The organism is Paenibacillus sp. FSL R7-0272 (assembly GCF_037969905.1).
In the GTDB taxonomy this organism is placed as follows: Bacteria; Bacillota; Bacilli; order Paenibacillales; family Paenibacillaceae; genus Paenibacillus; species Paenibacillus polysaccharolyticus.
Genome location: NZ_CP150221.1, coordinates 2898486 through 2923806 on the forward strand (window position 1 = coordinate 2898486; position 25321 = coordinate 2923806).

The following is a 25321-nucleotide window of genomic DNA, read 5'->3' on the forward strand; positions in this document are numbered from 1 at the left end:
AAAAGAAGCTTGTTTTCACCTGAAGTCAGGTTAAAGCAAGCTTTTTTTTGCTGTTCATTGTCGATTGTTGTTGATGTATTTGCAAACAGGTGATTCGCACGTTTTGTTCCTTTATCAGAGAAACTGATAAATGGTATAAAATCATTGAAATTGACCCTCACCCCCCGGTGTGTTAGGTTCTAGAGAGAAGAAATTAATATGATCATTTTAGTAGGAATTAAAATCGAAGTAATGCGTGAGGTGGCAGATGGTGGAACTTCAAGTGACAAATAGTCCTTTTAATCAAGAGCAGGTAGAATTGCTCAATCGACTTATTCCTACATTAACGGACGGACAAAGACTCTGGCTTGGTGGGTATATTGCAGCGTATCAAGCAGGTGTGGCAACAGCACAGACTGGCCTGATTGGGCAAGTTGGACAAAATCCGGTAGCAGCGCCAGTCAGTGCTCCTGCCGTTTCCCGTGAAGTTACGGTGCTGTACGGTTCCCAGACAGGGAATTCCATTGGATTATCGAAAAAACTCGGTAAGAAGCTGGAGGAACAGGGATTGCAAGTAACCTTGTCATCCATGGGAGATTTCAAACCGAACGGACTGAAAAAAATTGAAAATCTTCTGATTGTGGTCAGCACACATGGAGAAGGCGAACCGCCGGATAATGCAATTCCTTTTCATGAATTCTTGAACAGCAAACGTGCTCCAAAGCTGGACGGACTTCGTTATTCCGTATTGGCGCTTGGAGATACCTCTTATGAGTTTTTCTGTCAAACGGGTAAGGATTTTGATAAACGACTACAGGAACTGGGCGCAACAGCTTTGGTTCCGCGCGTAGACTGCGATGTTGATTTTGATGAGCCAGCTGCAGCGTGGATGAACGATGTGCTTGCTTCGCTTAGCGGCGCAGCAACTACAGCCGGTGCGGTAACCAGTGAAGCAATCACAGCAGCGGTAAGCAGTGGAGAATCGGAATTCAACCGTACCAACCCGTTCAAGGCAGAGGTGCTGGAAAATCTCAACTTGAACGGCCGAGGATCGGATCGTGAGACACGCCATATTGAGCTGTCTTTGGAAGGCTCTAATCTGGATTATGAGCCAGGCGACAGCCTGGGCGTGTTCCCGGAGAACCACCCGCGTCTGGTAGATGAATTAATTGCAGCAATGGGTTGGAATGCAGATGAACAGGTTACGGTGAACAAAAATGGAGATCAAGTATCGGTTTACGAAGCACTGCTGCGTCATTACGAGATTACAGCAGTAACCAAACCGGTGGCAGAGCAACTCGCCAAGTTGAGTTCAGGAAACGAATTAACAGCATTGCTCGCCAATGATTCCGAATTCCGTAACGTCATGAATAGCTCCGATCTGCTAGATGTGGTTCAGGACTACGCACTGAAGGGCATTCCAGCCGCTCAATTTCTAGCGGTTCTTCGGAAAATACCAGCACGTCTGTATTCCATTGCAAGCAGCTCGAAGTCTTTCCCGGACGAGGTTCATCTAACGGTTCGGACTGTACGTTATGAAGCACGTGGCAGACAACGTTATGGCGTATGCTCGGTACATCTCGCTGAACGTATCGAAGCCGGTGACACTTTGCCAGTATATATTCAGCATAATCCCAACTTCAAATTACCCGAGAATCCGGATACTCCAATCATTATGGTTGGACCTGGAACAGGGGTTGCTCCATTCCGCTCTTTCCTTGGTGAAAGAGAAGAAACGGGTGCAGAAGGAAAAACATGGCTCTTCTACGGGGACCAGCACTTCTCTACAGACTTCCTTTACCAAACGGAGTGGCAGCGTTGGCTCAAAGATGGCGTTCTGACGAAAATGGATGTTGCCTTCTCTCGTGATACGGAACAGAAAGTATATGTACAGCACCGTATGCTGGAACATAGCAAGGAATTGTATCAATGGCTTCAGGAAGGGGCAAGCGTGTATATCTGCGGCGATGAGAAAAAAATGGCTCATGATGTACATGCGGCGCTGATTACGATTCTACAGCAGGAAGGCGGCTTGTCATCCGAGCAGGCTGTGGAATACATGACACGGTTACAACAGGAGAAACGTTATCAGCGGGATGTGTATTAATCCAAGGCTAAGCCGAAAGGTTATATTCCGCAGAAACGAGAGGAGAAAGCGGCATGGCTTATAATAACTTACTTAATCCGCAACGTACCAACAGCGATGTGGAAGATATAAAGATCAAGAGCAATTACTTGCGTGGAAGTCTCACGGAGACACTAGCCGATCGCATTACTGGCTCAATTCCCGAAGATGATAACCGGCTGATGAAACATCATGGCAGCTACATGCAGGATGATCGTGACCTGCGCAATGAGCGCAATAAATCCAAGCTGGAGCCTGCATATCAGTTCATGCTACGTGTGCGTGCTTCCGGGGGAATCGTAACGCCGGAGCAGTGGCTGATGATGGACCGTGTTGCCCATAAATATGCGAACCAGACGATCCGTCTGACCACTCGTCAATCGTTTCAGTTGCACGGGGTGTTGAAATGGGATCTCAAAAATACGATTCGTGAGGTCAATGACTCTTTGCTAAGTACACTCGCTGCATGTGGAGACGTTAACCGTAACGTGATGTGCAACCCGAATCCGAATCAGTCTGAAGTTCATGCTGAAGTGTATGAATGGGCTTGTCAGGTAAGTAATCATCTCGATCCGCGAACTCGTGCATATCATGAACTGTGGCTCGATGGTGAGAAGATCATTGACTCCCAGGATTCGGACGAAGAGGTTGAACCGATCTACGGCAAAGTATACTTGCCACGTAAGTTCAAAATTGGTATCGCGGTACCGCCTTCCAATGATGTGGATGTATTTTCACAGGATCTCGGTTTTATCGCCATTGTAGAGAACGGCAAACTGCAAGGGTTCAACGTATCTGTTGGCGGAGGAATGGGCATGTCTCACGGAGATTCGAAGACATATCCTCAGGTATCCAAAGTCATTGGTTTCTGCACGCCGGAGCAGATGATTGATGTTGCAGAGAAAACGGTCATGATTCAGCGTGACTACGGGGATCGTGCGGTTCGTAAACATGCGCGTTTCAAATATACAATCGATGACCATGGTCTGGAGTGGTTTGTTGATGAGTTAACGAGTCGTCTTGGCTGGAGTCTGGAAGCGGCACGTGAGTATCATTTTGACCATAATGGAGATCGTTATGGCTGGGTGAAAGGCAGTAATGGCAAATGGCATTACACGTTGTTCATTCAGAATGGACGGGTAAAAGATGTAGAGGGTTATCCGCTCATGACGGGTTTGCGTGAAATTGCCAAAATACACACCGGAGATTTCCGTCTGACGGCGAACCAAAACCTGATTATCGGTAATATCAGCAGTCAGAAAAAGAAAAAGATTGAAGCGTTGATGCAACAATACAATCTGACGGATGGCGCGCATTATTCAGCACTTCGCAGAAGTTCCATGGCTTGTGTCGCACTCCCAACCTGTGGTCTTGCCATGGCTGAGTCCGAGCGTTACCTGCCGTCCTTAATCGACAAACTGGAGCCTGTACTGGATGAAGCGGGTTTGAGGGATGAAGAGATTGTCATTCGTATGACAGGTTGCCCGAACGGGTGCGCTAGACCGATGCTGGCAGAGATTGCTTTTATCGGAAAAGCACCTGGCAAGTACAATTTCTATCTCGGTGGTAGTTTTACAGGTCATCGTCTGAACAAATTGTACCGCGAAAATATCGGTGAAAATGAGATTCTGGACACACTGACACCGATGATTAATCAATATGCCAAAGAGCGCAACGAAGGTGAACATTTCGGAGATTTCGTGATCCGTGCGGGTTATGTGCCTGAAGTGCTGGACGGAAGACAGTTCCACGCGTAACTTGACGTTTACTCAAAAAGCATTCCTTACGGAGTGCTTTTTGTTTCTCAGAAGCAGAATCGTTTGATGAGATGAACTTGTTGAACCAAGCGCAACACGATATAATGACAAAGTAGAAAGCAGATTACATGTTGAAAGTGAGCGGAAACGATATGGGTCGTAAGTGGAATAATATTAAGGAAAAGAAAGCGTCAAAAGACGCAAACACAAGCCGGGTCTACGCGAAATTTGGCGTTGAGATCTATGTAGCGGCGAAAAAGGGTGAACCGGACCCGGAAGCGAACCGAGCACTGAAGGTCGTTCTGGAGCGTGCCAAAACGTATAACGTACCTAAAGCCATCATTGATCGTGCGATGGAAAAAGCAAAAGGCAGCGGCGATGAGAACTATGAAGAGTTGCGTTACGAAGGCTTCGGACCAAACGGTGCGATGGTCATCGTGGATGCCCTCACGAATAACGTAAACCGTACAGCACCTGAAGTGCGTTCTGCGTTTAACAAAAACGGAGGCAACATGGGTGTGAGTGGTTCTGTTGCTTACATGTTTGATCCTACAGCAGTCATCGGCGTTGAAGGTAAAAATGCGGAAGAAGTGCTGGAAATCATGTTGGAAGCAGATGTGGATGTGCGTGATATCGTGGATGAAGATGAAGCGGTTATCGTATACGCAGAACCAGACCAATTCCACGCGGTACAAGAAGCATTCAAGGCCGCTGGTGTGAACGAGTTCACCGTAGCCGAGCTGACGATGCTTGCGCAAAACCACATTGAACTGCCTGCGGATGCCCAAGTTCAGTTCGAGAAGCTAATCGATGCGCTCGAAGACCTGGAAGATGTGCAGCAAGTGTATCATAACGTGGAGTTTGTGTAAGCGAGCAAGGGACTGCGGTGATAACGGTGGTTTAGAGTCTTTCTAGCCCAGTTAAGGATTTGAAAATGTTCAGCAATCATCCATTTTGTCACTCAGCGAGGGTATACATGCTATCTCCAAGTGATTCTTGTGATGATGTACGTTTTCCTTATCTGTATTGTATTTAACTCACTTTTTGTATGGGAAATATCCATATGAGGAGTGAGTTTTTTATGTTGTTTGAAGATGTTTATAAAGAGTTTCTTTTTGATTTAGAGATTAAGAATTATAGTATCCGAACTATAAAAGGGTATAAAAACAACAATCGGGCGTTTCTAAATTACTTATGTAATGAATTCTCAGTTATTGAAGTAGAAGAGATTAACACCTCTCACATCAAAGCATACCTTATGAACTTAAAAATGAAAGGATTATCAGAATCATATATTAATGGAATACAAAAAAATATTCGTTCATTCTTTAACTTCATTGTGGAGGAAGGGTATATTGCTGAAAAGCGAAATCCAGTATTAGGTTTGAAATGGATGAAAGAACCTAAAGTTCTTATAAAAACTTTCAACGATGATGAAGTAAAACGTTTAATCAACGCATATAAAGGTGACTTCTACTTGAGTATGCGTAACAAATTGATACTGATGTTCTTTGTAGACTTAGGGATTAGAAATTTGGAATTATGTTCACTTGGCTCTCTTGATGTAGGAGAAAGTGTCATTAAGATACATGGCAAAGGAAACAAAGAAAGAAATTTGTACATTTCCCCTTTTCTTAAGAAATACATCATTAAGTACGAAAGGATGAAAGAGGCTTATTTTAAGGATAAATTCATGACTGATTCCAATTTTTTCTTGTCTCAAAATGGTAAGGTTTTAACTGTTACAGCAATTGAAGTCATGATGAAGAAAGCAGGAAATGAAGCTAAAATTCGTGATCATATTCGTTGTAGTCCCCACACGCTGAGACATTATTTTGCTCAAAAACAATTAAGATTGGGTTTAGATGTTTACAGCCTTAGTAGATTATTAGGTCATGAGTCAACCATAATAACTAATCGTTATCTCCAATCAATCCAAGATGAACAAATATTGGAGTTGGCAAAAACAACTAGTCCGCTTATGAACCTGTAAGGGCATAAAGAAGGAGTCGTTGAAACTATTATCTCAAAGGACAGGTGATAATATTAATGAGTAATATTTTTAACTTTAGTGGGACGCATAGCATAGTAAAGTTAAATGTTTTTCCGTGGTATGGATACAGGAATTTGCAGAATTATTCCTTCGTTTTCTCTACATTTACTGAAGATATTGAGCTAAAAGGATGTGCATACGTGCAAGTGAGGATTATACATGACTCAAAACTTCTAGCAATGGATCGAGATGTACTGGCTGCAAATAAGTTTATATTTAAGGAAGGGAATTTAGTTGTTAATGAATTCATTGAGATTATTCAAGAGAAGACTCGCTTTCAAACGCTATACATTGCAGTTTTAAAGGGACAGGTAACTCCTAAAAAGCATATTTATATAGGAAAAAGAAATCTTCTTCTCTATACAGACAATAAAGACGGAGAAGGAATAAGCGACAAATACGCTGCCTACTATGGAAAAGAATTCGAAGCAAGTGTTAAGTGGCAGGAGGCTAGACTTAAGTATGAGATCATTCAACAGATGTATATTCTTCCTAGGAAGAATCCCGATAAGAACTTTACTGATCAATTAAAACTTCAATGGGATGAGCAAAGACAAATTGTGAATGAATTACATGAATTGTATGAAGAAGCATCTCGAAATGAGTACATGGAGATTTAAATATTACTTTAATAAAGTAAGAATGAAAAAAGTCAATAAAACATTAGGTATTTACATTATTTTACAAATTTATTTTTTTGGTGTATAATTATGTTGTAGTTAAGGTAAGAGGCCTTAAATTAGCCACTATCTTAATTGAAAATTCTAATGGCAAAACAGAGACTTCAGAATGTCTCTGTTTTTTGTTATTCACTAAATAAAGGAGGTTCTTATGGAACTAAGAGAAAGAGAATTGTACAGAGTAAAAAGGATTATCAAACGAATTAAGATCGCAGAAATTGCAGTATATCTAGGATGTCATCGAGGAACAGTAGGTCACTTTGAGAATAATGGATATCCTATGTCAAAAGAAAAAATTCAGAAATACAAGGAGTATATCGACAACCATCAAGGGAGTGAGCGTTTATGAGTTTATGTATTGCACTTAACAATCCTAGGAGCAAGTTTGCAATTATCGCTGGAGATGGAAGAGTCACTAAAAATGACGAATTGGTAAGGGATAACCACGTGAAGGTAACTGCACTTACACAATATGTCTCAATGTTCTGTTCAGGTGCACAGGACTATTGTGAAATTCTAAGAATAAAAGTCTCAGAACGAGTGAAATATGACACAAGGATTGATGAGATTAGCGTAATCATTGAAGAAGTTTTGAAAGAAGTTCTAGAACAATTTGAAAAAGAAAATCCAATGTATTTATCGGATAAACCTGAATTTTGTCCACTATCAACTGTAATAGGTTATTATGATGTGTTCAAAAATGAAACTGGAACTATTGAGTATTGTCATAAAAATAAGACACGTAGAACAACTGAAGCGGTGGTAACTGCTAGAGGCGAGGATAGAGAGGCAGTATTAACATTTTTTCTAAACAATCAGGTAGATCAAAACGACATCATTGATACAGTGTTTGATTTGTTCAAATACATCAACAGCTTTAACAAAGATGTTGGAGGAGATACGATTCTTCATGTTGTGACTCCTAATGGTATCTACGAATATAGCAGGGGATTCTATCATGTATCTAGGTAGAAATGTAAAAATGGGGCCAAATGCAAGTATTTCATGGGATCAGGTTGCAAACCAGCCTTTTATTCCAGTAGTACCAGAATACATTAAGTCTACATACATTGATGCAACGCAAATCTTTTCTCCTAATATATATGGCGGTACGATTGCTATAGGATCAGGAAATAACATTTTCAAGGCAGACAACAGAGGGATTTATTTAGGGCATAACCTGTTTGAAAGCGCTAAATTTAAAGTGAGTATGGATGGAAAGTTAGTAGCAGTGGATGGAATATTTTCAGGAACTATTAATGGTTCAATTATCACTGGAGGAACAATCAGAACAGCTGAGGCAAATGCAGACAGGATAGAGATATCGCGTAATGGATTCAACTCTTACAATCTGTGGGGAGAAAAGAACGGAGTAAGCGTTGATAGTGGAAACTTCTCTTCACTAGATTTTTATTACAGAGGAGAGAAAAGAGGGGGACTATCACAAGCAGCAGCAAACATCTCACTAGAATCAACAATGGGTGACATCATTGTAAAAGCATCCACTTATGGTAAAACGCAATTCAGAGGAACAGTAGATTTTACAGATGCTACTGTAAAAGGGGTTGCCGCGGTTTTTGGATAATTAAAGCTGAATAAAGGACATCCACATTTAGTGGATGTCCTTTATTTAAAAAATTGAGATATGAGAAAAAGGGGAATGATTGAATGTCATTATTATTTAAAGAAATTAAGGAATTAGTAAGCGAAGATCAGTTAGCATCCTTACATGAGAAAGGATTCGAAGAAACAGTAAGAGTGATTGTAGATTTTTTGGAGAATGAAGTAGAGGAGAATAATCACTGGGTATGTGATTCAGCTCCTGGTCATGGAAAGACAACTGCCTTAACAAAGGTTGTTCAAAAGATGGCTACAAAGAATAAAGTAACTCCATTACTTCTTGTTTTCAATAACAGTGATAACTTAAGAAGATTTTACAATGACGTAAGGGAGCACTGCTTGAAAGTAAGAAAAGAGAAATTCATTCAATATGTAGATACTAACAACTTTGAAGATGTTATTGACGGTTTAAGTGAATACCCAATCCTTTGCATTATGCATCAGCGTCTTAAAAATATATGCTTAGGAATAAGTAAGAAAGAAAGTTATCTAACACATAAATTTGCAAACAATAGCTACGTAACTCGAAAAATTATCATTGATGAGATGCCAATCTTTTTAAATGAGTGTACTTTTGATATTTCTAGTGAAAGTAATAGTGTTGACTGGTTTGATGAAGTTGCTTATGCCAACAATCTGCAATCAGAAGAAATCAGATTTGGTCGTAGTATCATTATGTCACTAGTTAATCATGAGTTATTCTTCAATGTAGGACAGACCACACTATACTTGAAAAGATCAATAGTGGGCTCACAGATGGAGAAAGACTTTGACTCATTAATGACTAGATTAGACACAACAGGAATGAGTAACGAAACAAGTATTAAATATATGTGGTTTAAGCGATTGCTTGTTGAAGATAATATTGGAGTCATCGAACGACACCTAAAAGGAAGCAAGATAATCTGTGCTGAGCGAATTGATTATAGAGCTTTAGGAAACATTCTTGTATTAGATGGAACAAGTTCAGTTACTAAAGAATTGTACAATAATGAATATCAATTTAGAAAGGTTAACAACTATCATAATTATAAAGATCGACTTTACTTACATTTCCGAGAGATTAATACATCTGCATCGAACAGGAGAGAATCAAAAATTACAAATACAATAGCTAATGATATAACAAAGATTCGTAATAGAGATTTAGTGTTTCCATTAATGAATAAAGATTGTGTAGACTTATATTTATTGAATGGAGTTATAACAAAAGATCAGGCGAAGTTTTTTGTTGTTTCTGAACATTCTGATGCTGACATGCCACTTAATCTACTTAACACAGTAGGGAAAAATGTACTTAATGACTATAATTCTTTAGCATTGTTGAATCTTCCAATACGTAATCCTATATATTATAAAAAAATTGCTATTAGTTTGTTAGGTACTGACGTTGATCTAAGTATGTCTACTGGAAATAAAGTACAATGGTTTCGTGATGAGAAGGTACAGAGGATTTTTGAAGAAGTAGTACTCGCTGATATTTTACAGATAATTCACCGAAGTAATCTTAGAAACATAAACGATAGATCGATTGTAAATATTTATCTATACACAAACAGGGGGGAATGGTCAGCTAAATTGAAAGCGGTATTAGATACTCAAGATAATAATTTTACAAAAATAAGAATCTTAGACAACTATCATGAACGATTTATTGAAGAGTGTAAGAGTTGGGCATTACAAACAAAAGAATATTTACTTTTGCTGAATACTGAGGATGTTTTCAAGTCAACTAAGACAAAAGCTTCAGAAGTGGGTGGGAAAAAATTTAAAGACTGGTTTAATAACAATTGGAAAGAAAAGGAGAGAAAAACGGAAATGATTGATTTGTTTTCCCAAGAAGAGATTGAAATCGTGGTAAGCACATCATTATATAAATCTTTTAAATTGAAATAAAACTAATAAGAATATGTGATTTTATAAAAGTGACGAGAACTGTCTCTATACTATATAGAACAACTACGTCACTTCGTCACTTAATTATACTTCAATAATGAAAAAAGTTATATTCGTTAAAAATTCAAACGAAATCACAGCGAAGCGAAGATTTCTTTGAATTTTCCACGCACTTGCTTGCAAGTGACGGGGCAGGGTCAAGCCGCAGGCTTCGACAAATAAACGAAGAAAGAGTGTTATTGAGAAACGATTAAAAGGATAGAACTGCACAGTCTTCTAATCGTTTCAAAAAGAATTTTGCCCATATATATTAACTTCTATTAGTTAATCTTCTCAAACCTCATATCCACTACTTCGAAATCCTCACCATCCCACTCACGAATTTCTTTCCATATGTATACTCCGTCTTGGCATATAACAAATTTTTCTCTAGGTATCTCATCACTAACACACGCCCACCAATTAATATCTTCACCTGTAGCGAGTCTCACATCCTCCTGTAGCATTGCTTCTCCATTGTCAAAGGTAATAATGAGTTCACGAGCGACCAAAGTTTTTTTAAGTTGTTGTATCGAGCGTGTTGAGCCTTCATAGGCATACGCTGATACTGAATTATTATGAGTAAGAGTTTTAATAATTTCCATGTGATAGTTCCCCCTAGTAAAAAGCATTTTTTAACTGTTATTGTGCTTTTAACACAGTATATTTCTAATTAATTGAGTTGTCAACACAAAAAAACGCGTTTTTATTGTGTTGACTACATTTTTTTTGTGTTGTAATGTTGATTCAGTATCTGAAACCTAAAGAAGAGGTGGAACGGAATAGTGCATAACAGAATAAAAGCTATTAGAAAATATCTTGGATTATCTCAAAGTGTTTTTGGTGAGAAATTAGGCGTGAGCAGAGATGTAATAAGCAATTTAGAATACAATCGTGTTCAGCCCAAAGAACTTTTTATCAAACATTTATGTGAGCGCTATTCTGTTAATGAAAAATGGCTGCTTTTTGGTGAAGGTGAAATGATAGTAGCTGGAGAATCTAACAGGAAGGAAATCGAAGAAGTGATAACGTTGTTTAATCAGTTACAACCTGTCTTTAAAGACTATATCTTGGATCAAATGAAGAGAGTCTCAGAACTACAGTCAAAAGTGAGAAATTGAGATGTTTATTAAAAAATAATTGCTTCGTAGATGCAGTTATTACAATGATGTGCTAAAAGATTAGAAAATCTTATAGCTTTAGATGTATCTGATTTTGAAATGGTTGAGGTATAGGTAGTGTAAGTAAATCATTATATAAATGAGAGGTGTTTTATGGAATACCCAAAGTTTGTGACTAATACTAATATTGATTGTGAATTCGAATCTCTATCGAATCAAATTGACGCTAGATATAGCTTGACTATTCCTATAAATAAAAATTATGAAAATATAATGACTTATATCATGATGAACCCAAGCAAGGCAGATAAGAATCAATCGGACACAACAGTAAATAATGTACTCAACTTTGCAGCTAAGAAACTGCAAAAGAAAATTGGAAAGGTAATTGTAGTTAATTTATTCTGTCTATATGAACCTAACTCAACAAAATTGAAGAGCCTTTTAAGTGAAATTAGTGATTGTGAGAGAGAGTACAGTTCTATAAAGAATAAAACGAGCATTGATGAGGCGATCTTTAATTCGAATTATATTATTTTAGCTTGGGGGAATGTACCTAAAGGAATAGCTGCGGCTGATCATAATAAGGAAGTAAGCTATGTGTATGAATCTATAAAGAAACACAAGAAGTTAAAGTCTGTATACATATTGAAGTCAGAAAAACATAAGAACATATTGACTGTTGCAAAGCGTCCAAGACATCCTGGACGAATGAAAATTGAAAAATACATTAAATGCTCACAGTTATCATTGAAAGGTTCGTTTCTTGTAGTTGCACATAACGATTAGAAGTATAATTGGATTAAGTTAGAGTGAACATCAGATGGCAAAACCTTTAAAAACTACGTCTAACTAAATTTATGTATAACATTAGCGTTTTACTTATAAGTATTTGGGTCTATATTTGTCAGTAAATTTAGGCTGATTATTTACGGGATTTATACGTTAATGCGTTAACGTAATGAAGTAAGTTCACTTAAATGAAATCCAGATTTCATTTAAACTAGAACCAGCATTTTACTTATATAAATATAATAGTATAATCGATTTACGGATTTAGTTCTTTTATCCTGATTCTTTTAAACCATGTAGAAAGTAAAGTAACTTATAAATGGGGAGGAATTACAATGAGTACTGCTTTCATTAATTTAATGAAAGAACATGATTTTCCAGATGAGATTATTGAGGTATGGAATGAAAATAAAATTATAGATTTACTTCCGATTCAAAGAGAAGCTATTAATCAAGGGTTGTTTTCAAATAAGAATTTTTTGATTGTTGCTCCAACCTCGTCAGGCAAAACCTTTATCGGAGAAATGGCTTCAATAAACTACTCTTACTATGGTAAGAAAAGTATTTACCTAGTACCCTTCAAAGCTATTGCTGAAGAAAAATACGATGATTTTAGTAGAAAATATTCAGGACTGGGGATAAATATTAAAATTTCAGATAGAGATCACAGAGAAGAAGATGATGACATACGTAGTGGGGACTACGATCTTGCGATACTTACATATGAAAAGCTTTCAGGAATGTTAATTGTAAATCCTGATTTACTAAATAATTGTGATTGTATAATAGTTGATGAAGTTCAAATGCTTGGAGACTCTCAGCGTGGAGGGAGTTTGGAATTACTACTTACAAAAATTAAAGAGTTTACTCATCTACAGGTTATTGCTCTCAGTGCGGTATTAGATGATTTGAATGGTTTTGATGTATGGCTGGATGCGAAAGTAATTAAAGAGGACAACAGACCCGTTGAGTTAAGGCAAGGTGTTTTTATAACTGGAAATGGAACTTTCGAATACAAAGAATGGAATTCAGGCAAAGCTGGTATTGAGCAGATAAACGCTACCGATATGAACGGACTTATAAAGTATCTACTTGATCTAAACGAACAAATAGTCATCATTAAAAATTCTGTTGCTTCAACTCAAAAAATGGCGATCGAATTAATGGAAGAATTTTATGATTTGCCAGCAGCAAGTAAAATTATTGGAGAATTAAAACACGAATCTGAATCAGAAACTAGAGATGAACTTATTACAGTTTTAAGAAATTCAATTGCTTTTCATAATGCTGACTGTGAACCAGCTGAACGAAGAATAGTGGAGAAAGGATTTAGAGACGGTCATATTCGGATAATTGTTGCAACTACCACAATATCTGCAGGGGTTAATCTGCCTTGTAAAACTGTTATTCTTGCTGATGATAAAAAATGGAGTTCAGGTCTTAATCGCCCTCAAAAAGTAAATTGGGGGGTCGGAGAAGTGAGAAATATTTTTGGTAGAGCTGGACGTCTAGGTGAACATAACGAGTTTGGTCGTGGGATTTTTATAGCTACTAACTCTAAAGAAAAAGAAACATTAAAACGAACTTACTTAAATGCACCCCTAGAGTCCTTGACTTCAACATTTGCTGAACAAGATATTGATAAGCGTGTTTTAGATGTTGTTGCATCGGGCTTTGGCGATAATGAGACAGCAATCACAAATTTTATCTTTAAGACGTATGCTGCACGCTCTTGGAATGATGATTTAGCAAAAGAACAAATAGCGAATTATATAAAAATCGGAATAGAGAAATGCCTGAGACATAAGCTGATCGAAGTGGCGTCTTCAGGTGAGTTGCGCATAACTGATTTAGGGAAGGTTTGTGCTTCTTTGGGTTGTAAGATTGAAACTATATCTGTATTAGAAGATTACCTAACAACAGCAGAGGATTTGAATTCTCTGGAGTTGTTACTGCTTGTTTCAAAAACTGAAGAAGTTTCTGGTTCTTACTATAGATTTAATTGGAAAAACCAAGAACTTAAAGACAAAATTATGATGCAATTAGATGGACTCGAAAAATCGTCACTGCTCTCTGGGATATGCTTACATGAATACGAGAAAGCTAAAGATAAACTAACTTTTACGAATGATGAACAGTTTAAATCTTTTGTTTGTGCCTTACTTTCAAATGATATTATTAACACGAATCTCTCAATATCAATGATTAAACGGGGTTACGGTTTTTCAACTGCGAACATAAGAAATATAACTTTGAATGTAATTTGGATATTAGAAGTTTTAAGTAGAAGTGCTGCAATATTTCGACCTGATTTCGTTGGAGAAATTAATGAAATCAATTTAGCATTGGCTAAAGGTACACCAATAAATTGTAATCATCTTAACACTCTCCCTGTGCAGCTTACACGTGAAGATAAAATTCGTTTAGTTGATGCTGGTTACGAGACTCTTGATGACTTTATAGATAAAGAGTCTTCTGATTTCCAAGGTATAATTAATCCAACGAAGGTTGATAAAATCATACAAAGTATTAATAGTAAAAGGGAGAAGAATCTTGAGTATTGGAAACGTGAGCACATTAGGAGGGGAGATATACTAAATGAAAGCACCGAGCTAATTAAGGAATTATATGACGCACAAGGAATCCCCTTTGAATATAAGTTAGTCGAACTCCTTGGAAAGAAATTCTTGGATTGTGAAACTGAACGAATCACTGATCAAAGAAACGGAGAGCCAGATATTCTTTTATTGCTAAATAGTGGTGAAAGAGTTGTGATTCAGGTTACAGCCAAGGAGGATAACACTAAGTTTATAGAACATAGCAAAGCAGCTGATGTTTTAACAAAATCAGAGAGCTTTAACCCCCATGCGTATATTTGTCTTGGAAAACCAGACTTCCAAGATAATGCAATTTCTCACGCCACTAAACTTGGTAAAAAAAGCAATTTCAAGCTATTGACTATATCTTGTTTTGTTGAATTATATTTACGAGTTCTTGAAGAGAAAATAAGTGTTGAGAATGCAACTAAATTTATTAAAGACGAAAGAGGATATCTTGATATCAGAGAATTGAATCGATACACTGCCAATTTAACGCTGAAATTAAAAAGTAATGCGAACAAAGCAGAATGAGGGGGGATGGTTACAACTTCTCCTTTTATGCATGAGTTGCCAAAACTTATAAGCACACCAACAGATCGATCAGCCTTCAAATAAGGAAATAAGACTATCCATCCATCAAACATGAAACAGAGCTGTAGGGTTTCCTACGGCTCTGTTTTGTGTTAGTTATTTGATTCGTATTCCAGTTCCACCATTCGGATGAGTTCTGAAGGTTTGATATTCAATGCTCTAGCCAACTCAAATATAGTAGTTAATGATGGTTGACTATTACCGCGCTCAATTCTGGATATGAATGTTCTTTCTAGTGTTGAGAGTTCAGCCAGTTTATCTTGGGATAAATCATTTCTAATTCGAAGACTTTTAAGTACTTTTCCGAAAATTGCTTCAATGTGCAAAGGAATTTCTCCTTTTAGTAATCATTATTATATCCAATAACGATTAATTTCTGCACACTATATGATTCAAAATGGTTTATTTATACAATTATTTGTGCTAGAATCAAATTGGATTAAATAAAATAAAACGAAATAACTTTACTAGGAGAGAAGAATTTATGGGAACTGGAGAAAACTTGTTAAGAGTAAATGAAGAAGTTATTAAGGCAGAAGAGAATAAGAATGCTACAAAATTTCAAAAAATGGCCATTATACCTGGATTGATTTTGTTCCTTACATTCATTTATCTGACTTATCGATATTTTGCTGTACACGATTTCCATGGATCATTTGTGATAATCTCTTTTTTAGTATCTCTTTATTTTCTTGGTCAGAGTAGCTTGCCTGATGAACAAGCAAAAATAAAAATTGAAGAGGCTAGGCGAGAAAGGTTGGAAGAATTACTCAGCAACATATCAGACTTCAATTCATCTCAAGTGTTCGTGAACGAAAAACATGACATAGCCATTTCTATTGATGATTTAACTAACAGGCTTTGTATAATCGATTCTGAAGTTAGAGTGTTTCCTTCAAGAGATGTTCTAGAATTAGAATTGGTAGTAGATGAAGTACAACTAACTCAAACTTCAAGAGGTAGCCAAATAGGAGGTGTAGTAGTTGGTGGTGTGCTTGCTGGTGGAGTAGGAGCTGTGATTGGTGGATTGTCTGGACAGAAAACTACTAGTAACGATAAAGTGAAGAAGGTCTATCTTAAGTTAATTGTAAACGATGCAAAAAGACCTTACGTTACAGTAGACTTCTTGAATGAAAAAAAAGAAATAATGAAGAAAGACAAGAAGGCAATTAATGCATTTAGTCAAGCTAATCACTGGTACGGAGTGCTAAGCGTACTTATTAAAAGAGGATAACAAAATATCTTGTTCATTACATATTACTTAATACAATCACATTAGAAATTCAAATGATCGACATTGATAGCAGGGCTGTTAACAAGTTGAAAGTTAAAAACCATATAACTAATTTCGATGGATAAGGTTAACTCTCTAGTCATATACTGCTTTGATAGACCTTGATCCGCGACTCTATCTAAAAATAAAAATAAAGGTGAGTGATGCTGGATGAAGTATTTAAAGAATAAGCACTACTGGATCATTGCAAGTATCATCATGATTGTTTCTTTGCTTCGTCCAGCTGATTATACAGTTAATCATGAAACATTCTTTAATGAGTATAATTATGGAGCAGTTTTCCCTTATCTTTCACTTAGGGTATCTGAACCTGTCACTGGTAGCTTAAATATCTTTAAAGTACTGAGCGCTGCTGAAAACTTTGAGTTTAACATCTCAAGTTTCTTAGGATCGGCGTTGTCAAGCTACTTAATGGCTTATCTTTTAGTTGTTATATATCGCAAATTTGTTTAACCTGACCGCTGATTTCTCAGCGGTTTTTTTTCTTTTGTGTGTAGTGCATATGGATTACTTAGTTTTCGTTTAAAATCAGGAATTCTCCTTTTTGAACTAAGTAAACCAACGATAATTTACCAGAATCGTCTACGATAACTTCTTCTTGTTCGTGTCTGTGATAAAGAATAGGATACACCTTACCAATAGTTACGTCTGTCCCTGAGAGCGTTTCATCATAAGTTCTCCAGTGCGTTGCAAGAGAAATATCTGTAGTTAAAGTAAAGATGGGATTTTTTTCAGGAACTTTATTTAATATTTTTGACTTATTTTGAAGAAGAAAATTTTTAAATTCTTCACTCATAGTTTTTGCTCCAATTCTTAGTTTTATTTAATTAAAATCTCTTTTTCTACATTTTTTCCTTAACTCTTCTTTTTTTATATGTTATGGTCAAACTTAGGCTAAAATTCTTTCTCTTTGACAGCAGAAGATACACAATAATTTTGAATTCTCTGTTGTTCACAAATCTTTTGAGAAAATGAACTTATGACGACAATAAAAGTTATTGCATATGAATTGTAAAGATTAAAATCGATGATTTAAATCATCTCATTGTTACCGATTAATATTATAAATCAAAAACCTCAAAATTACAAATTTTTACAAGTGTCAAATAAAATGATTTAATGTTTATGCTCAAAATAAGATAGATTATAATACTTCATTCATTTACAGAATCGATGGTATAATGAGGCTACTTTAATTAGTTTTTATCTTAGGGGGATAAGTTTTAAATGAATAAGGCTCTAATAATAGGTGTAAATAAGTACGAACATTTCAAAGATTTAATGAGTGTAGAATATGATGTTAAATGTATGAGTGAAACTTTAGATAAGCACTTTGAAGACATGAATATAAAAGAGGTTACTGGAATAAAAGCGAAATCTCAATTCTTGAAATTGGAATTAGAATATTTTTTGAAGAATTGTAGTTCACAGGATACCCTTATACTTTATTGGGCTGGTCATGGAGAGGTTTATAATCAAAAAGGGTACCTCCTAACATCTGATTCTATAGATGACGATTCCGAATTTAATAAGATTCCTATGAGCACTTTAACAGAATGGATTGAAGAATCTCCAGCAAAAGCAATACTAGTGTTAGTTGATTGTTGTAAAAGTGGTTACTTAACAAGAAGTGGTAGCAATAATTCAATAGATACTGCTATTAGTAATGAACTGGTCATTAGAGGTAAAGGAAGAATAATAATCACAGCAGCAAATGATGAGAATGCATATAGCCTTGAAGATAACAGTAATGGATTTTTTACGCATGCTTTTTTAATGAACCTAGACTTGTACATAAAGGAGTTAAATGAGCAAAATGATAACGTAGATATTACACAACTTTATTCAATGATTGTGAAAGATATGGAAGATGGTTATTACAAACAAGTACCTTGTATGAAAGCTTCAATAGAGGGGCGTTTTTTACTAAAATTGAAAAGTGCATCATCATTTAAAAACACTAACATTTCACGAAAAAATATACCACTAGCTAATTTAACTAGAGGAGGAATTAAACAAATTGAATCATTGGAAGAGGTTTTCAGGGGGACATACTTAGATCATAGACACTTTATGGGAACTGTAGTCAAATATGTTGGTTTAGATTTATTAGCTGCTAAAGTAGTTGAAGTTGTACCACATGTATTAATGGAAAACTTCTTTCATTTAAAGATTGAATGGTTTAATTGGGTTCAGTTTTCTAAAATTGGTTTAATGAGAGAATCTTATGTATTGAAGCTAGACAGAAGTGAAGCAGAAGTTATTTTTAAATTAGTTAATGATAAAAAATGTTTTGTGAATATCAGGTTTTCTATAATTAATGAGAATTTAAATGTTGAAAGACTGAGTTTGAAAATAGAAAAAAAGGAGATATCCTTCCCTCGAAATTATACCAGAAATCGTACAAATAAGTTTGCACATAGTATGGAAGAACATTATTCTTGGATTTTTTTGACGAAAGATGAAAGGTATTTGATAACATTTGATAATAATAATAATTTAAGTAAGTGGCGTATAGAAGATAGAGAGAAGTTGCAGACTATTAATTTAAAAAGTGAAAGTGATGAGCTTCTAATTGTAGGATATAGTAGTATAAAAGAAACTATACTTGCTGTTGAAATAGTAAAAGAACAGTACGTTTACTATTTATTTAATTTCTTAGGAGAGATAATATATACACAAAAACTTGATGAAGGCGTATTGGCTTATTTTCCTGATTCTGGTGACTATATAATTTTTTATCATAAAACTGAATTGATGTTTGTGGCATTATCAGAGAACGAAGATACAGAGAAAATGTTTAAGTTCAAAAAAGTTTTTTTTGCAAGAAGGCAGTACCCGCTCTTCTGTGAAAGCACTGAAGAAATTTTCGTCTTTAACTATAATCGCTTTTTAGTCTTTAATAGAAGCTTTGAGTATCTAAAAGAAATTCCAATCCAAGATGAAAATGTTTCTTCTATACTTAATTCTGATTTGCTTCTAGCAATTAAGGGAGAATATGTACAAGTTTTTGATGTTAACGATAAAACTAAAAAGTATCCTCAAATAAAATTAAATGAAAACTATATTAATAGTAAACATAACATTGTTAGTAATTATTATTATATAGGATACAAAAAAGCGGACATTTATTCTAAAGAAAAAACATTTGAAATTATTGACCTAACGTTAAATACATCTAATAATGATTTGTTTTTAATTGATGGAGAGCTGAAAACAGTGCTAGTAAATAAAGATAAATCTTTTATTGCTGTTCTCACTAAAGATGGAAAAATCCGTGTATGGGAGTGACATATAAAAAAACTAAAAATAAAGCTATCCTTTACATATTCCGTTAAGGATAGCTTTATTTTATTGAGTATCTTTATATGTAGTTTGATTAGATGAATTAAAGTTACTTATTCAACTCACATTATTCTATTGGTTAAATGTAGCAGAAATAGTAACAGAGTAATGAACTATATGATCTAGAGGAATCCATAAAGTTTCCTGAAGATTCTTAATTTTTACACGCTTCTTATCATTGGTAAGCGAAATTTCACCTATGTAGTTTGTCCCATCTGCAAAAGTTAAAAAAACTTGATACTTATGTTTTTCAGCTTTTATTAGGTCTTTTATCACTACGCATCCCTCGATCTAAATTATTTTAGTCCCATAAATTTACTCTATCATAATTTTTATTTACTATAAAGGGAAAATCTGAGACATTGCGAGGGACATTTTGGTTAGTGGTATAAAAAATTGATGAAAAGTTGCAATAAACGGTACTTGTTTACCTTTAGGAGACAAATACCTTTGTAGCGTCAACAAGGAGGTCAGTACGTGCTGTTTTAAGTGTGGTTTAATTGTTAGTAACAGTTTGAGGATATACAGTCTGTAATGGTCAACCAACTCTTGTAGGGAATAAGAACAGATTCGATATAAGGCTAGATTAAAAAATACATATAATTAAGTTACCCAATTTAAAAGAAATTCGGCTTAGCTGAGGTTGCTTTTTACGAGAGTCAAATGATGCGTTTTGAAAATTGACGTGCATAATTTATGCATGTTATTATTAATGTGGGGAAGGAGGATATTTATTGATCTACTCATCACGGGGTATAATTACACTAATTGAAGTGGATGGGTGGTACTTAGTAAGGGTCAAAGGTAGTCATCATCATTTTAAACATCATATAAAACGTGGCCTAGTAACAGTACCTCATCCTAAAAAGGAACTAAAGGCTAAAACAACGAAAAAAATTCTCGAACAGGCGGGGCTTTAAAAGTCCCTCCTAAGGAGGTTAAGAATATATATATGGATAAGTACATCTATCCAGCAGTTTTTGAAAAAGATGAAGTTGCGGGATATACAGTGACATTTCCTGATTTAAATGGAGCAGTAACTGAGGGTGATGATCTTGAAGAGGCTTTACGAATGGCTCGTGAATGCTTGGAACTTTATTTATATGGTCTAGAGGAAGATGAAGAAGACATTCCTAAGCCATCGGAACCAGTTAGTATTAATTTACCTGTAGATTCATTCATAACACTTGTTGAAGTTCGAATGGGATCAATTAGAGATGAGATGATGAACAAATCGATTACAAAGAACGTGTCGATTCCAAGATGGTTAGAAAGAGCAGCAGCGAAAGAAAAGTTAAATTTCTCACAAGTGCTACAGTATGCTTTGAAAGAGCGCTTAGGTATCAACGATAAGTAAGAGCGCTAGATAAATTGGTAAACAATGAATATATAAATACATTTTAAAAATACTAAATAATGTACTGACCTTATTGGCAATCCAGTTGCTAATAAGGTCTTTTTTAACTCTTAGTTAAAAAATTAAAGAAAGATAGGGAAGGGGGGAAAGTTAATCATTACTATATGTTAAATGATGTTAAAAATATAACTTGCATGCAAAGTGGAAAGTTTTTTTTTGTTAGTACTGTTGGGTTAGAGATGAGGAGTGATAGAAGGTAGGTAACATGAAAGATACCAAAGGTACTTCAAGTGTGGTTTTCTTCCTGAATTATAGGAGATGTGTTAGTTGTTTTTCTTTGCGGTACTTAATTCTTCATGGGATGTTTTAACTTCTAGGTGATTTTTTTGAAGATATTTAGTGACACCTTCCTCTCTAATTTGCTGAAATGTTTTACCTTTTAATTGTTCCTGTATATCATCAGGTACATGCCCTAATATTCCAACAGTATTCAATAAAGTTTTCTTCTTAAAAGTACTCTTGTTTTCTGGCATTAGCTGGCTCACCATCATTTCTTTTATTTTGTCCAAACAGTACATCCTAATTGTTTTTCCTTTATTCTGAAGGGAATATATTATTGTATTATGACATGCTCCCTTGATCCTTATACTAACGTATAACATTGATGCCCTCTGTAATTATATACTTTGCGTAATCAGTTGTTAAGAAGTTTTCAACTTTTAAAAATTTGATGTAAAGATTTTGTGTAAAACATTGTGATCTGAATCTTTCTAATAGGAATATCTATTCTTATTTCGTAAGAAACAACATATGAATTTTATTTTTTAGTCATAAACTCAATTATAAGGTTGTGGCTCTATTCTTTCATATGTTCATACCTTATCCAGATAAAAGAAGAAAGGACTATTCCTTCATCTGCATACAATTTTTCTACCTTCAATACAATGGAATATGCTAGAATATAAGATAGGTCATTGTAACTATTTATGGCGCTTATTTAAATACATAGTTTAAACTTTTAGAGAGTACAGTACCAATATAATTATATGAGAATTTATTAAGAATGATTCAGGGGGAATCAAAGATGAACATAAATGGAGCACTTACAAAATTCTTTAAAAAAGTAAATAGAGAAAACGTAGAAAAACTTATGAAGGAAAAAGGAGTCTTTCCTGATAAAAAAATAAAAAACAAGCATGAGCTATATCCTTATTTTATGCAACTCTCTTCTATAGTGAGTATGGAAGAGGTAGTGGATTTAGTTGAAATGGCAGTGCACGTAAAGTCCAAAGGACTACCAGCATTTACACATAAGTTAAGTAACAAAAATTTCTTCACAGGGAAGAATTATCAAGAGATTGCAGAACATTTTGAATATAAAGTTCACCCAGTGGGAGATATATTTACTATATCAACAAAAATGGCAAAAGAACATGAAGGACAGTATAGAATTGATTATGTTTTGAAAAAATACGAAGAGGCTTGGAGAAATGGGCAATTGAATATTGAGAGTCTCTCTGCTGTTTATAAATCAAGTATTAAAATTGATTTAGAAAAAAACATTCTAACAATTTTTGCAGGAGACGACGAGACACATACTATTATTGAAACTTTCATAAGTACTGTTCTGAAATTGCCAATACAATCATATAGAATAAAAACAACCAATAGCAATCTTACATGGGATCAAAATGCCAGCTATCTGACTGCTCTTTTTTTAGATTTCGTATTTAACAGATTGAAAAACAAAGGGATTGTAACTAGCTTTTCTCATATGAAATTTAGGGTTGCTAGCGACGATATAAAAGAAGTTACAATTAATGGTAGGAATATTCTAAATTCGTTTCTAGCGTGTGAATATGTTGTTTTAGGTAGAGATATCGTGCAGTTTAAAACAACAATGATACAGAACGGAAGAAGTTTTTCCTGTAACTTTGAATTAAAAGGTAACGAAATGTTGAAGATTGTAGTTCTGGATATTGCTGATGAGGAGCTTAAAGAACAAATTATGAGATTTATTCAAGATGAATATATCCTTATGTGTGAAAAAGGTATTTTTGATTACAATGAAACAAGTAAGTTACTTGAACAAATTTACGATAGATTTATGAACAAAGAAAAGTTATTCCAAGATACTTTGCGAGAAAACTTAGTTTCGAATCTATCTCAATTGAGATACTTATTAGAACATACTGAGAAGAACGATCAGTCTAAAAGAGCCTTATTACTAATGATTGAAAGTAGTAAAGTACTACTTGAAAATCTGGATGTTGAAGGAAAAGACGTACTAGTTAATCAACTCAATGGTTGGTTAAATTCGTAAATAAGAGCGAGCTAAATAAAGTAGAGGTGAAATTAAAATTATGCTTCTTGAAAGGGATTGTGTCGGTTATTCGGTTGATAGTGATATTAAGATTAGTTCAAAAAAAATAAGTAATTTTGAAGAAATTGAAACTTTATCAGATTCAGTCTCTTATCAAGTTCATCGGTATAATTGGGTAGACCCAATAAGGTACAGAGAGAAATTTATTAGTAAAACCACTAAATCAGTCTCAATAATATATTTAAAAAGCGATTTAACATTTTTCTTATTTGGTAACTCTGAAAGCAATATAACGTATGTGGTATCAAGACTTAAAAGCTTGTTTTCGATTCATATCGAGAAGCTTGACTTATATCCAAAAATCGTTTCCGAACTTCTTTCGAAAAATAAGAAATATAAAATTGTAAATATTCAGTTTGTGCGTGAAACAGACCAATTAGAAAAATGGATATCATTAGATACTGTTGGATTAAGCCAAAATGAATTATCAAAAATTTTAAGAGAAGAAACCCCCCAAGCAATCAGTCTGTACCTTGAATTCAATAATACTTATTTTACCGTGGATGTACATTCGTCAATGTCCTTTAATGATACATCCTCTATTCCAGAAATAGTAGGTGTTTTAAAATATGTTGGTTCTTGCTTTTCTTAAGAGATGGTATTCTATAATTCTTTACTTTATTTCACTTGTTCTTATTTTGAAATTCATGTTTGAGGGAATTAGTGGTGTTAATTACCCTCAAGGATCAAGAGAAACAATTGAATTAATCAGTTGGTTGTTTTCGGGAGTAGTTTCAATAATATCCTTTTTGTCGATATTTGTTGGATTTGTGTATGATAATAAATTGATTAATGCCTCATCATCGTTAAGGCAGATATATAAACCCTATGGACTGGAGATTGATAGCTATCGTTCAGTTCTGATTGATTACCAGCAATATATATCTAAGGGCTTAACGTTAAACTCTATATATTGGGTTATACTTATCACATCAAACTTATCAATTGTAATTTGGCTAGTTAGTCTTGAAATAGTAAATAATATTTTTCCGATATCATTAGATTTTAAAAACATAACAAATATTTTTCTTTTCATAATGTGGCTAATTTTCGGTTTCTTGTTGACCTTTCTGGTTTTTTACTTAAATAGAATAAAAAACAATAAAGACCCTCTAGGTAAAGGATATTTGCCTAAACCAAGTCAACTACTAGATTTTAAATTTCTTGTAACCCAAGATGCGGATATAGATGAAATTATTCAAAAGATGCTACCTATTGTTGAAATATATTCTAACTCTGACACTGATTATGAACTAAGTTTGGTGTTTCCTCTGCCTTTAAGTAACTATAAGTATGTGTTGAAAATTTATGATGGAAATAAGAGGCTTCTACTTCGTTGTTTTGGCTATTATGAATTACAGAGTTCCTTTGGAAAGAAACAACACGTAACAGTAATAAACAATATGAGTGAAGCTTTATATAATTTAATTAATGTAGACGCAACAGCCGAAGTTAAAGTTTATAATCCATCGGATAATAAACTTATAGGAAGAATGACCCTTTCATTTGAAGTGAATTCAAGTAAGAAGAGTACTCGAATTGAGCGATCGATAAGCCATATAGCAACACTAGATATCGATCAGGGTGTGATTATAACCATAAATACATCAAGTCATTTATTTCAAATGGAAAATGGTTCGTGAGCCTGTATGAGCATTATTCAATATTCGGTTTATAGAGATGGATATC

General features: G+C 34.9%; 24 protein-coding genes. 20 read left to right on the forward strand and 4 right to left on the reverse strand.

Annotated features, from left to right (window positions below; translation table 11 throughout):
- Positions 1-250 precede the first annotated feature (250 nt).
- The 9 genes from MKY23_RS12945 to MKY23_RS12985 all read left to right on the forward strand — a co-directional run bounded on the left by MKY23_RS12945 (position 251) and on the right by MKY23_RS12985 (position 10110).
- Entirely contained in the window at positions 251-2086 is a 1836-nt protein-coding gene (locus MKY23_RS12945; RefSeq protein WP_339839406.1) for an assimilatory sulfite reductase (NADPH) flavoprotein subunit, read from the forward strand.
- 53 nt (positions 2087-2139) lie between these two features.
- Positions 2140-3861: an assimilatory sulfite reductase (NADPH) hemoprotein subunit gene (gene cysI, locus MKY23_RS12950; RefSeq protein ID WP_154958726.1), complete on the forward strand. Its 1722-nt coding sequence runs from the start codon at positions 2140-2142 to the stop codon at positions 3859-3861.
- Between the two features lie 152 nt (positions 3862-4013).
- On the forward strand, positions 4014-4730 hold the full coding sequence (locus MKY23_RS12955; protein ID WP_090924069.1) for a YebC/PmpR family DNA-binding transcriptional regulator: 717 nt from the start codon (positions 4014-4016) through the stop codon (positions 4728-4730).
- Between the two features lie 212 nt (positions 4731-4942).
- Positions 4943-5854 carry a tyrosine-type recombinase/integrase gene (locus MKY23_RS12960; RefSeq protein ID WP_339838588.1) on the forward strand — a complete coding sequence of 304 codons (912 nt, stop codon included), beginning with the start codon at positions 4943-4945 and terminating at the stop codon, positions 5852-5854.
- Between the two features lie 56 nt (positions 5855-5910).
- Positions 5911-6534: a hypothetical protein gene (locus tag MKY23_RS12965; protein ID WP_339838591.1), complete on the forward strand. Its 624-nt coding sequence runs from the start codon at positions 5911-5913 to the stop codon at positions 6532-6534.
- Between the two features lie 211 nt (positions 6535-6745).
- Entirely contained in the window at positions 6746-6943 is a 198-nt protein-coding gene (locus MKY23_RS12970; RefSeq protein ID WP_339838594.1) for a helix-turn-helix transcriptional regulator, read from the forward strand.
- A complete protein-coding gene (locus MKY23_RS12975; RefSeq protein ID WP_339838597.1) occupies positions 6940-7566 on the forward strand; it encodes a hypothetical protein in 627 nt (208 codons plus the stop codon). The genes MKY23_RS12970 and MKY23_RS12975 overlap by 4 nt, the downstream gene beginning before the upstream one ends.
- Positions 7553-8179, forward strand: coding sequence for a hypothetical protein (locus MKY23_RS12980; protein WP_339838600.1), 627 nt, complete (start codon positions 7553-7555; stop codon positions 8177-8179). The genes MKY23_RS12975 and MKY23_RS12980 overlap by 14 nt, the downstream gene beginning before the upstream one ends.
- A gap of 83 nt (positions 8180-8262) precedes the next feature.
- Entirely contained in the window at positions 8263-10110 is a 1848-nt protein-coding gene (locus MKY23_RS12985; protein WP_339838603.1) for a hypothetical protein, read from the forward strand.
- Between the two features lie 320 nt (positions 10111-10430).
- Here MKY23_RS12985 and MKY23_RS12990 read toward each other — a convergent pair whose 3' ends face one another.
- Complete coding sequence (locus tag MKY23_RS12990) at positions 10431-10754, reverse strand: hypothetical protein (protein WP_339838606.1); 324 nt, start codon at positions 10752-10754, stop codon at positions 10431-10433.
- A 180-nt stretch (positions 10755-10934) separates the two neighbouring features.
- Between MKY23_RS12990 and MKY23_RS12995 the strand changes: the two genes are divergently transcribed.
- The 3 genes from MKY23_RS12995 to MKY23_RS13005 all read left to right on the forward strand — a co-directional run bounded on the left by MKY23_RS12995 (position 10935) and on the right by MKY23_RS13005 (position 15193).
- Positions 10935-11270 (forward strand): helix-turn-helix transcriptional regulator, encoded by a 336-nt coding sequence (locus MKY23_RS12995; protein WP_339838609.1) that lies wholly within the window; start codon positions 10935-10937, stop codon positions 11268-11270.
- Between the two features lie 153 nt (positions 11271-11423).
- Entirely contained in the window at positions 11424-12059 is a 636-nt protein-coding gene (locus MKY23_RS13000) for a DUF1643 domain-containing protein (RefSeq protein WP_339838612.1), read from the forward strand.
- A gap of 338 nt (positions 12060-12397) precedes the next feature.
- Positions 12398-15193 carry a DEAD/DEAH box helicase gene (locus tag MKY23_RS13005; RefSeq protein ID WP_339838615.1) on the forward strand — a complete coding sequence of 932 codons (2796 nt, stop codon included), beginning with the start codon at positions 12398-12400 and terminating at the stop codon, positions 15191-15193.
- Positions 15194-15345: 152 nt separating this feature from the next.
- Here MKY23_RS13005 and MKY23_RS13010 read toward each other — a convergent pair whose 3' ends face one another.
- Positions 15346-15579, reverse strand: coding sequence for a helix-turn-helix transcriptional regulator (locus MKY23_RS13010; RefSeq protein WP_099859390.1), 234 nt, complete (start codon positions 15577-15579; stop codon positions 15346-15348).
- A 158-nt stretch (positions 15580-15737) separates the two neighbouring features.
- On the opposite strand from MKY23_RS13010, the gene MKY23_RS13015 reads away from it, so the two are divergent.
- Positions 15738-16487 (forward strand): hypothetical protein, encoded by a 750-nt coding sequence (locus MKY23_RS13015; RefSeq protein ID WP_339838621.1) that lies wholly within the window; start codon positions 15738-15740, stop codon positions 16485-16487.
- A gap of 210 nt (positions 16488-16697) precedes the next feature.
- On the forward strand, positions 16698-17000 hold the full coding sequence (locus tag MKY23_RS13020) for a hypothetical protein (RefSeq protein ID WP_339838624.1): 303 nt from the start codon (positions 16698-16700) through the stop codon (positions 16998-17000).
- Between the two features lie 58 nt (positions 17001-17058).
- Here MKY23_RS13020 and MKY23_RS13025 read toward each other — a convergent pair whose 3' ends face one another.
- Positions 17059-17343: a hypothetical protein gene (locus tag MKY23_RS13025; RefSeq protein WP_339838627.1), complete on the reverse strand. Its 285-nt coding sequence runs from the start codon at positions 17341-17343 to the stop codon at positions 17059-17061.
- A 431-nt stretch (positions 17344-17774) separates the two neighbouring features.
- On the opposite strand from MKY23_RS13025, the gene MKY23_RS13030 reads away from it, so the two are divergent.
- The 3 genes from MKY23_RS13030 (at position 17775) to MKY23_RS13040 (ending at position 21249) form a co-directional block, all read left to right on the forward strand.
- Positions 17775-19838 carry a caspase family protein gene (locus tag MKY23_RS13030; RefSeq protein WP_339838629.1) on the forward strand — a complete coding sequence of 688 codons (2064 nt, stop codon included), beginning with the start codon at positions 17775-17777 and terminating at the stop codon, positions 19836-19838.
- Between the two features lie 791 nt (positions 19839-20629).
- Positions 20630-20812, forward strand: coding sequence for a type II toxin-antitoxin system HicA family toxin (locus MKY23_RS13035; protein WP_339839409.1), 183 nt, complete (start codon positions 20630-20632; stop codon positions 20810-20812).
- A 32-nt stretch (positions 20813-20844) separates the two neighbouring features.
- Entirely contained in the window at positions 20845-21249 is a 405-nt protein-coding gene (locus MKY23_RS13040; protein ID WP_339838632.1) for a type II toxin-antitoxin system HicB family antitoxin, read from the forward strand.
- A gap of 323 nt (positions 21250-21572) precedes the next feature.
- On the opposite strand, the gene MKY23_RS13045 is transcribed toward MKY23_RS13040, so the two are convergent.
- Complete coding sequence (locus tag MKY23_RS13045; protein ID WP_339838635.1) at positions 21573-21818, reverse strand: hypothetical protein; 246 nt, start codon at positions 21816-21818, stop codon at positions 21573-21575.
- 515 nt (positions 21819-22333) lie between these two features.
- Between MKY23_RS13045 and MKY23_RS13050 the strand changes: the two genes are divergently transcribed.
- The 3 genes from MKY23_RS13050 to MKY23_RS13060 are packed head-to-tail and all read left to right on the forward strand — an operon-like array spanning position 22334 to position 25275.
- Positions 22334-23572, forward strand: a complete 1239-nt coding sequence (locus MKY23_RS13050; RefSeq protein WP_339838638.1) for a hypothetical protein — start codon at positions 22334-22336, stop codon at positions 23570-23572.
- A gap of 40 nt (positions 23573-23612) precedes the next feature.
- The gene (locus MKY23_RS13055) at positions 23613-24224 is read left to right on the forward strand and encodes a hypothetical protein (protein ID WP_339838641.1); all 612 of its coding nucleotides are present in this window, start codon (positions 23613-23615) and stop codon (positions 24222-24224) included.
- Positions 24202-25275, forward strand: coding sequence for a hypothetical protein (locus MKY23_RS13060; RefSeq protein ID WP_339838644.1), 1074 nt, complete (start codon positions 24202-24204; stop codon positions 25273-25275). Before MKY23_RS13055 ends, MKY23_RS13060 begins: the two co-directional genes overlap by 23 nt.
- Positions 25276-25321 lie beyond the last annotated feature (46 nt).

Coding starts and splice junctions, on each gene's coding strand:
- cysI (WP_154958726.1), top strand. CDS start 2,140: ATGGCTTATAATAACTTACTTAATCCGCAACGTACCAACAGCGATGTG.
- MKY23_RS12955 (WP_090924069.1), top strand. CDS start 4,014: ATGGGTCGTAAGTGGAATAATATTAAGGAAAAGAAAGCGTCAAAAGAC.
- MKY23_RS12960 (WP_339838588.1), top strand. CDS start 4,943: ATGTTGTTTGAAGATGTTTATAAAGAGTTTCTTTTTGATTTAGAGATT.
- MKY23_RS12965 (WP_339838591.1), top strand. CDS start 5,911: ATGAGTAATATTTTTAACTTTAGTGGGACGCATAGCATAGTAAAGTTA.
- MKY23_RS12970 (WP_339838594.1), top strand. CDS start 6,746: ATGGAACTAAGAGAAAGAGAATTGTACAGAGTAAAAAGGATTATCAAA.
- MKY23_RS12975 (WP_339838597.1), top strand. CDS start 6,940: ATGAGTTTATGTATTGCACTTAACAATCCTAGGAGCAAGTTTGCAATT.
- MKY23_RS12980 (WP_339838600.1), top strand. CDS start 7,553: ATGTATCTAGGTAGAAATGTAAAAATGGGGCCAAATGCAAGTATTTCA.
- MKY23_RS12985 (WP_339838603.1), top strand. CDS start 8,263: ATGTCATTATTATTTAAAGAAATTAAGGAATTAGTAAGCGAAGATCAG.
- MKY23_RS12990 (WP_339838606.1), bottom strand. CDS start 10,754: ATGGAAATTATTAAAACTCTTACTCATAATAATTCAGTATCAGCGTAT.
- MKY23_RS13000 (WP_339838612.1), top strand. CDS start 11,424: ATGGAATACCCAAAGTTTGTGACTAATACTAATATTGATTGTGAATTC.
- MKY23_RS13005 (WP_339838615.1), top strand. CDS start 12,398: ATGAGTACTGCTTTCATTAATTTAATGAAAGAACATGATTTTCCAGAT.
- MKY23_RS13015 (WP_339838621.1), top strand. CDS start 15,738: ATGGGAACTGGAGAAAACTTGTTAAGAGTAAATGAAGAAGTTATTAAG.
- MKY23_RS13020 (WP_339838624.1), top strand. CDS start 16,698: ATGAAGTATTTAAAGAATAAGCACTACTGGATCATTGCAAGTATCATC.
- MKY23_RS13025 (WP_339838627.1), bottom strand. CDS start 17,343: ATGAGTGAAGAATTTAAAAATTTTCTTCTTCAAAATAAGTCAAAAATA.
- MKY23_RS13030 (WP_339838629.1), top strand. CDS start 17,775: ATGAATAAGGCTCTAATAATAGGTGTAAATAAGTACGAACATTTCAAA.
- MKY23_RS13040 (WP_339838632.1), top strand. CDS start 20,845: ATGGATAAGTACATCTATCCAGCAGTTTTTGAAAAAGATGAAGTTGCG.
- MKY23_RS13050 (WP_339838638.1), top strand. CDS start 22,334: ATGAACATAAATGGAGCACTTACAAAATTCTTTAAAAAAGTAAATAGA.
- MKY23_RS13055 (WP_339838641.1), top strand. CDS start 23,613: ATGCTTCTTGAAAGGGATTGTGTCGGTTATTCGGTTGATAGTGATATT.
- MKY23_RS13060 (WP_339838644.1), top strand. CDS start 24,202: ATGTTGGTTCTTGCTTTTCTTAAGAGATGGTATTCTATAATTCTTTAC.